Raw genomic sequence first — 7,735 nt, forward strand, 5'->3', positions numbered from 1 at the left:
ACAATCCCCACCCTTAGCAGAAGCCAAGCCACAACCAAGCCCTGCATGAGCAAGTTTGTGAGTGAGCTCATTTAAATCAGCAGCACCGATATTTTTAGCTAAGTTCTGACCAACCGTATTAACCGCAGAGTTTTTAAGATTATCTTTAAAACTCCCACCAGTTACTGCCGTATTGATGCCTGCATCTGCAACCGTGTTAGCGATGTCATATTGTGTTGTGTCTTTGGCAATGTTGAGACCATCTTTTGATGCTATATAATCACTGGCATAAGTAGTTGCTCCAGCAACCACAGCCCCTTTGATAATGGTATCTATATCAAAACTCATATCACCCGTAATTGCACCAGTCACAAAACTGGTGGCTACTTGATCTATTAAGCTTTGCATAGCGACTTGCATAGCCGCACTGCCTGCCTCAACCAAAGCAGTACCCATACCTGCGGTAAAGTAAGTCACTATTGCTTTGACAATCAAAGCACCCATGCCACTTAGGGTGGTAACAGACTCATCCCAGTCTTTGTTATTAACTGCAAGACTTTGTAGGTCTATCCCTGCATCTTTGAGCCGTTGAGTAAGTTCGCCTTGAGAGGATAGCGCCTGTAGTAGTTGTTGGTTTAGGTTATCAGTTGACAAAGCACTGGCAACACTTTGTCCTGCTATGGTTAATGCTTGCCCATTAACACTAATGCTTTGGGCTTGGATAACAGCCTCTTTAATAGTTTCTTGTTGGTGACCTTTATCAGTAATGGTGCGTGTTAAAAAGCCTGATGAGTCGGAGGTTTCTTTGAGGTAGTCCAGGTCTTTTTGGCTGATGAGTTTTAGTAGTTGGGTTTGGATCTCAATGGTTTTGGCTTTAACCTTGGAGGCAATGATTTGGGTTTGCTGGTTTTGGATGGTTAGCTTATTTGTAATCGTTAATTTACTACCTTGACTGTTTGTTTTTTGTGAATTTACCGTGGACTCTGAACTACCCCCAAAAAAGCCACCACTAGCGCTAGACTTCATTTGCACAGACTTGGAGTCTTGCACTGATGTGACAGTTAGATTGTCACTTTTTATAGTGGCATTGTTGGCAGAGACTTTAGCGCCTTGGATGTTGATATTATCTGCTTGGATGTTTAAATCGCCACTAACCTTAATATTGCTGGCTTGGTGTTTGGTGCTTTGTGAGTTGGAGTTTGCTTGTGCAAAAATTGAGCCAAGTGCCAAGTAAAGTGAAAAATAAAGCGTTAGCAGTTTTTTAAGCATGGGATTATTTTAGCGGTTTAGTGTGGTTTACACCTTTTGTTTTTTATTTCTAAGTTAATATTTCTATTCCTATTAATTCACCATTTTCATCTACATCAAAATATATATCTAAATTTTCATTTATTTAGAATAATTTATTATCTTTTATGCAGTCAAATAAACTAACTTGTTTATAAGGGATTTTGCTATTTGGTAATTTAATATAAATCGGCTCTTCCTCATTTAATTGAATATTCATAATCTATTTTCTTAGTAAAGTTGTGTTTAATTTTGCAGTGCCATTTTTCTCTATTTGATATACGGCATACCCATTTTTTCCAGTGGGAACTAATACTCTATTTGGACGAGTGTTCTTTATTGTTCCTTTTGGAAAGCCATTTTTTGATATATTCTTTGTAAGCTCTTTTAACTCTAAATCAGCTGTTTTCTTATCTGGAAATATTTTTATGACCCCTTTATTTTTTTGGCGGTATCATTGATTTACCATCAAAATCATATCGTGAGAATTGATATACATATTTATCTAAATCAATTTTTCTTTGTAATAAGCTTTCAAAAAAAGAAATTTGAGATTGATTTAAATTATAACCACCATACATAAATTCTAAATCATCTAAATCAGGGTCTACAATTTTTACCATAGTTTTTAAACTATCATAAAAGTCTATTTCTTCAATTAAATCACCGCCATATTTTTTATCATCTCGCCAAAAAACTCTGATTGTGAATTCAAAGACCTTATCGCTCATGGTTCAACCTTTCGTGTTTTATTGGCTGGTTTTAGCTGTTTACCAGTTTTAGGGTCATATTTTCCTAGATGTTTACCTCTTTTATTGTATTTTTCTAAAGTTCCATGACGAGAATCCCATTCATAAATATTGCCTTTCTTATCTTTATATCTTTCTCTGAATCTTCCACCACCTTGAATCGATGTTTTTTTAGGAAAAGATTTTAAATTAGGTATGCCTTTTATATCTTCAGGTTTTTTGGGTGCTGGTTTATAATTATGATTCTTATCAATCTTTGCAACCCTAGTCTTCTTACTATTAAAGTTAGTCCCAATAATAAAATCAGCAATAGCAAGTCCAGTTGCCACTGGATCACCTGAGGTTACTATGGTATTTAGGTCATCAACAATATCAACATATTCATCAAGTCCTGCATCTTTTAAATCTTTTTTGGTTATTTTACCATTTTTAACTAATTTTTTACCCAACTTTAATGAAGTCTTGCCAAGTGCAACAAGAACTTTAGTATTATTTTCTATGGCATTACTAGAAGTATCATAAGCATCATTAACATCTAAATCTGCTGCTTGTGCGGTAAAAATTGCCCCTAGTTGTCCAATGAGTTTTGCTTCATTGTAAACATCGTCACTATTAGTTGCTAATCTCTCGCCTTGAGATTTAACATAACTCTCGGCAATCATCTCACCAATAGCCGCACCTACTGCACCTGAGCTACAATCTCCACTTTTTGCTGAACTTATGGCACATCCAAGACCAGCATGCAGTGCTTTATGTGCCCAGTAATCCATGCTTGCAATACCCTGATTAAAACTATCAATACCATAAGACTTACCTATATTTTTAGTTAAGTTTTTACCAATCGTATTAACCGCAGAGTTTTTAAGATTATCTTTAAAACTCCCACCAGTTACTGCCGTATTGATGCCTGCATCTGCAACCGTGTTAGCGATGTCATATTGTGTTGTGTCTTTGGCAATGTTGAGACCATCTTTTGATGCTATATAATCACTGGCATAAGTAGTTGCTCCAGCAACCACAGCCCCTTTGATAATGGTATCTATATCAAAACTCATATCACCCGTAATTGCACCAGTCACAAAACTGGTGGCTACTTGATCTATTAAGCTTTGCATAGCGACTTGCATAGCCGCACTGCCTGCCTCAACCAAAGCAGTACCCATACCTGCGGTAAAGTAAGTCACTATTGCTTTGACAATCAAAGCACCCATGCCACTTAGGGTGGTAACAGACTCATCCCAGTCTTTGTTATTAACTGCAAGACTTTGTAGGTCTATCCCTGCATCTTTGAGCCGTTGAGTAAGTTCGCCTTGAGAGGATAGCGCCTGTAGTAGTTGTTGGTTTAGGTTATCAGTTGACAAAGCACTGGCAACACTTTGTCCTGCTATGGTTAATGCTTGCCCATTAACACTAATGCTTTGGGCTTGGATAACAGCCTCTTTAATAGTTTCTTGTTGGTGACCTTTATCAGTAATGGTGCGTGTTAAAAAGCCTGATGAGTCGGAGGTTTCTTTGAGGTAGTCCAGGTCTTTTTGGCTGATGAGTTTTAGTAGTTGGGTTTGGATCTCAATGGTTTTGGCTTTAACCTTGGAGGCAATGATTTGGGTTTGCTGGTTTTGGATGGTTAGCTTATTTGTAATCGTTAATTTACTACCTTGACTGTTTGTTTTTTGTGAATTTACCGTGGACTCTGAACTACCCCCAAAAAAGCCACCACTAGCGCTAGACTTCATTTGCACAGACTTGGAGTCTTGCACTGATGTGACAGTTAGATTGTCACTTTTTATAGTGGCATTGTTGGCAGAGACTTTAGCGCCTTGGATGTTGATATTATCTGCTTGGATGTTTAAATCGCCACTAACCTTAATATTGCTGGCTTGGTGTTTGGTGCTTTGTGAGTTGGAGTAGTTATCACCACTGCCTGCTTTTAGGTTAGTGGTGGTTTGCTGGGTGGCGATGTTGAGATTGTTGGCAGTTATATCTAGGTTTTGTGCTTTAATATTACTGGCTGTGTTGATAACGTCTCTGGCATTAATATTAATATTTTTGCCTTCTAAGTTTGAACTGGTGCCAACGGTTTTTAGAGTGTCTCTTTTTTGTGTTATGGTTTGCTCGCTGGCGATGTTGGCAAGCGTCTGCCCTGTAAGATTTAAATCATTATTAGCTTTAATATCTCCTGATTGGTTGAGAATGGTATTTTGTGCATCTAGGTTAATATTGTTACCTGTAATAATGCCGTTTTGATTAGTAATGTTATTTGCAGTAATATTGGTGTCATTTGCAGAGGCTATTTGCCCTGAATTTTCTACTTGTCCATCGCTATTTAAGCGGATGTTTTGTGCGCTTAAAAATGCTTGTGGGGTTTTGGTTAAATCATCCAGTGTTGCGTTGGCTAAATACAATCTTGGCACGAGTGCTGTGTATTTTTCACCACCCAGTTCAACTTCTTCATTCTCATACCAAATAATATCTTGGGTTAAGGCTTTAATGGCTGCTTTACTTAGTGATACACCAAAAATGATTTCAATACCTTGGTTGGTTAGTTGCTCGAACTCTTCATTGCTTTGATTAAACAGACGCTCAAAGGTGGCGTTCATATCAAAACCTGCATAAAGCTCAGCTTTTTTAGTTTGCTCTAGTATTTGTCTTTGTAGTTTTTGATGCTCCCAGTAAGTATCACCTAGAGTAATTGGACTAGGCATCGTTGGGTCTAGGAATCTGATATTGGGTCTGGCAAATAGGTATTGTGAGGCTTTGAATTTGTTAGTATCAATAAATTGGTTTCTAGTTTCTATAACGTAAGGTCTATTAGCGCTGGGTTTATTGATTTTAAATTGCCCACTACGCACTAGTGAGTCATTCAAAATACCATTTCCTTGATAGGTTGTTGCACCAGAGACCTGTGCATTGTCAGTGATATCAGTCGTGTTAGCTGATGCTGTTAAAAATTCATTGTTTTGGATAACTTCGCCATTGGTGATGGATTCGCCTGCATTAATGGTGAGGTTTCGAGAAGCAGACAAAGTGCCTTTATTACTCGAATAAGCTAGTAATACATCTCTAGTATCAGTCCAAGAATCTGTTTTGGTGCGATAGGCATAATATTTACAACCACCACCTTTATACCATTTCTTTTTTTTGGCACAATAACGCTCTTGCCACATCTTGCCCCATTTTCGATACATCTCGTGCGTTGCTACCGAGTCAGTTTGATTGGTTACTTTATTGGCTGTAATGGTTAAGTCTTGTTTGGCACTAATGACTGAAGAGGCGTTAAACAATTCATTAGATAAATTAATGGCTACATTTTTAAGTGCAGTGATAAACGAGGGTTTTGATGCTAGCGTTGAGTTATGCTCATCTTGCTCCAAGACGAGAGTTTGATCCATAACATAGCCACTTTTATTAACTCTTTGAATATCATAGCCATAGTAACCATCACCATCATTTACTTTAGTGTCGTAGTGGTAGGCTGTGTTATTTAAATCTTTGGCTGTAATGCTAATATTTTCATCTGATTGAATCACACCCGATTTGTTACTAACAACTAGGTTTACACCATCAATGACAATATCACTCTTGGCAATCATCGAGCTTTGGTCATTAGTAAGTTGATTACTAATAGCTAAATTTAATTTATTGCCAGCGTAAATTAAACCACCTTGAGTTTGCTCAGTATTTTGAATGTTGTTTAACGTATCTGCTGTGATATTAAGGTCCTTGCCTGCTGCTAGTTGTCCACCTTTATTGCTAACGGTATTAGCAGTAATATCTAAATTATTTTGAGCAATGACGTCTTTACCTTGGTTTTGATAAGCTTCTTGGGCGTTAATATTAATATTTTGTGCCGCTCTGATATCACCTGATTGTGTTATATTGCTATTAGATGATAAGTTAATATCTGAATTGGCAACTAGATTTCCAGAATGGTTGATTGATCCAGCACCTGATACTAAAGTAATATCTTGCTGGGAATTAACATTACCTGACTGATTTACGTCATTATTGGCTTGTAAGTTAATGTCTGAATTGGCAAACAAATTGCCAACTTGAGTAATCGCCCCTTTATTGCTGGTTAAGCTGATTGTTTGCTGAGCATTAACATCGCCAAGTTGCTCTATATGGTTATCAGCTGACAAATTCACTGCTAAATTAGCAATTAAATCTCCTGATTGTTTAATTGATCCAGTATCAGATATTAAAGTAATATTTTGTTGAGAGCTGATGTCTCCAGATTGGTTTATATTATTACTAGCTTGTAAATTAATATCTGAATTAGCCAGTAAACTACCTGTTTGTGTAATTTGCCCTTGCTTACTGGTTATATTAATTTTTTGCTGGGCATTAATGTTGCCAAGTTGCTCTATATGGTTATCAGCTGACAAATTCACTGCTAAATTAGCAATTAAATCTCCTGATTGTTTAATTAGCCCAGCATTGGATATTAAAGTAATATTTTGTTGAGAGCTGATGTCTCCAGATTGGTTTATATTATTACTAGCTTGTAAATTAATATCTGAATTGGAAGTTAAGTCACCTGTTTGAGTAATTTGCCCTTGATTACTGATTAAATTAATGCCCCCTAGTGATTGAACATTACTATTGAGAGTAATATTACTCTCTGCTTTGATATTGGTGTTATTATCTGTTATTAATTGTCCGCCATTACTATTGATGGTATTGGCAACAATATCCAAGTTGGCTTGAGAAATAATAGACCCACCATCATTTTGATAAGCTTGATTAGCGTTAATATTAATATTTTGTGCAGCTTTAATATCGCCTGATTGAGTAATGTTTCCATTACGAGAAGTTAAGTTAATATCGGTTTGTGAGCCAAGATTTGCTTTTAATACTAGGTCGCCATCAGCAGTTATTTCCAGTTTGGATAAATCAGTGATAATATTGCCATCAGCGGTATTAACCCCTGCACCTTTTTCAGTAACGATGAGCTTGATTGTGCCTGCTGAAATGTTAGTTAGGTGTGAGGCATCAATGCCAAATTCAATAGGAGAGGCGTTAGTATCTGAGGTAACCTTGCCAGTCGTGTAATCATAGTAATCATTACCTTGCTTTAGGGCTAGGTTTTGTTTGGCTTGCAGTTCTCCTCTTAGCTCAATGGCTCTTGAGATAATGTTGACATCGTTTGTGTTGTTGGCATACAAACCAAGTTCACCAACCACAAAATCAGAAGTTAAGTCATTATTAATTTTGAATCCAGTAATTGCACCATCGATCATCTGCGAGCGTCCACTTACCATAGTGAGTTTTGAGGTATTGATAAAGCTACAACCATTGCAATCAAAACCATTTGGGTTGGCAATTACCACAGCTGCATTCTTGCCAAATACTTCTAAAGCACCGTTTAATACTGAGCGATTAGTAGAACCTACTTCATTAAGAATAATATCAGCATGTTGATTAAGATTAGGATTTCCATATACCACGCCACCGAGTTGTGAAGTGCCCATGACTTTTGAGTTGTTGAGTATTGCACCTTGATTGCCGACATTAAACTTGTTGTAGTGATTAACTGATACTCCAACAGAGTTAGGGTTGGAGATGTTGATTAAGTCTACCCCGTTGGCTGTGGTATCTATAAAAGTCGTTGGGCTTTTGGTAGTATCTACAACTTGATTGGCTGCATAAACACTACCCATACTACTTAATACAAAAGCGTTTATGTGGCTTAGTATTAAAAACAGGGTGAATGACTTTTT

4 protein-coding genes are annotated in these 7,735 nt (G+C 37.1%); all 4 read right to left on the bottom strand.

Annotation, left to right across the window (positions count from 1 at the left end; translation table 11 throughout):
* Nucleotides 1–1,248: DUF637 domain-containing protein (locus BTHERMOSOX_RS08135; protein WP_171004701.1), on the bottom strand; the 1,248-nt coding region annotated here is incomplete at its 3' end.
* A gap of 49 nt (nt 1,249–1,297) precedes the next feature.
* Entirely contained in the window at nt 1,298–1,372 is a 75-nt protein-coding gene (locus tag BTHERMOSOX_RS12080; protein WP_138120591.1) for a DUF2283 domain-containing protein, read from the bottom strand.
* Between the two features lie 331 nt (nt 1,373–1,703).
* On the bottom strand, nt 1,704–1,997 hold the full coding sequence (locus BTHERMOSOX_RS08145; protein ID WP_138120589.1) for a DUF7683 domain-containing protein: 294 nt from the start codon (nt 1,995–1,997) through the stop codon (nt 1,704–1,706).
* The gene (locus BTHERMOSOX_RS08150; protein ID WP_138120590.1) at nt 1,994–7,675 is read right to left on the bottom strand and encodes a two-partner secretion domain-containing protein; all 5,682 of its coding nucleotides are present in this window, start codon (nt 7,673–7,675) and stop codon (nt 1,994–1,996) included. Before BTHERMOSOX_RS08150 ends, BTHERMOSOX_RS08145 begins: the two co-directional genes overlap by 4 nt.
* Nucleotides 7,676–7,735: the final 60 nt, after the last annotated feature.

Origin of the sequence: Bathymodiolus heckerae thiotrophic gill symbiont (assembly GCF_900128515.1) — a bacterium.
Classification (GTDB): Bacteria; Pseudomonadota; Gammaproteobacteria; order PS1; family Pseudothioglobaceae; genus Thioglobus_A.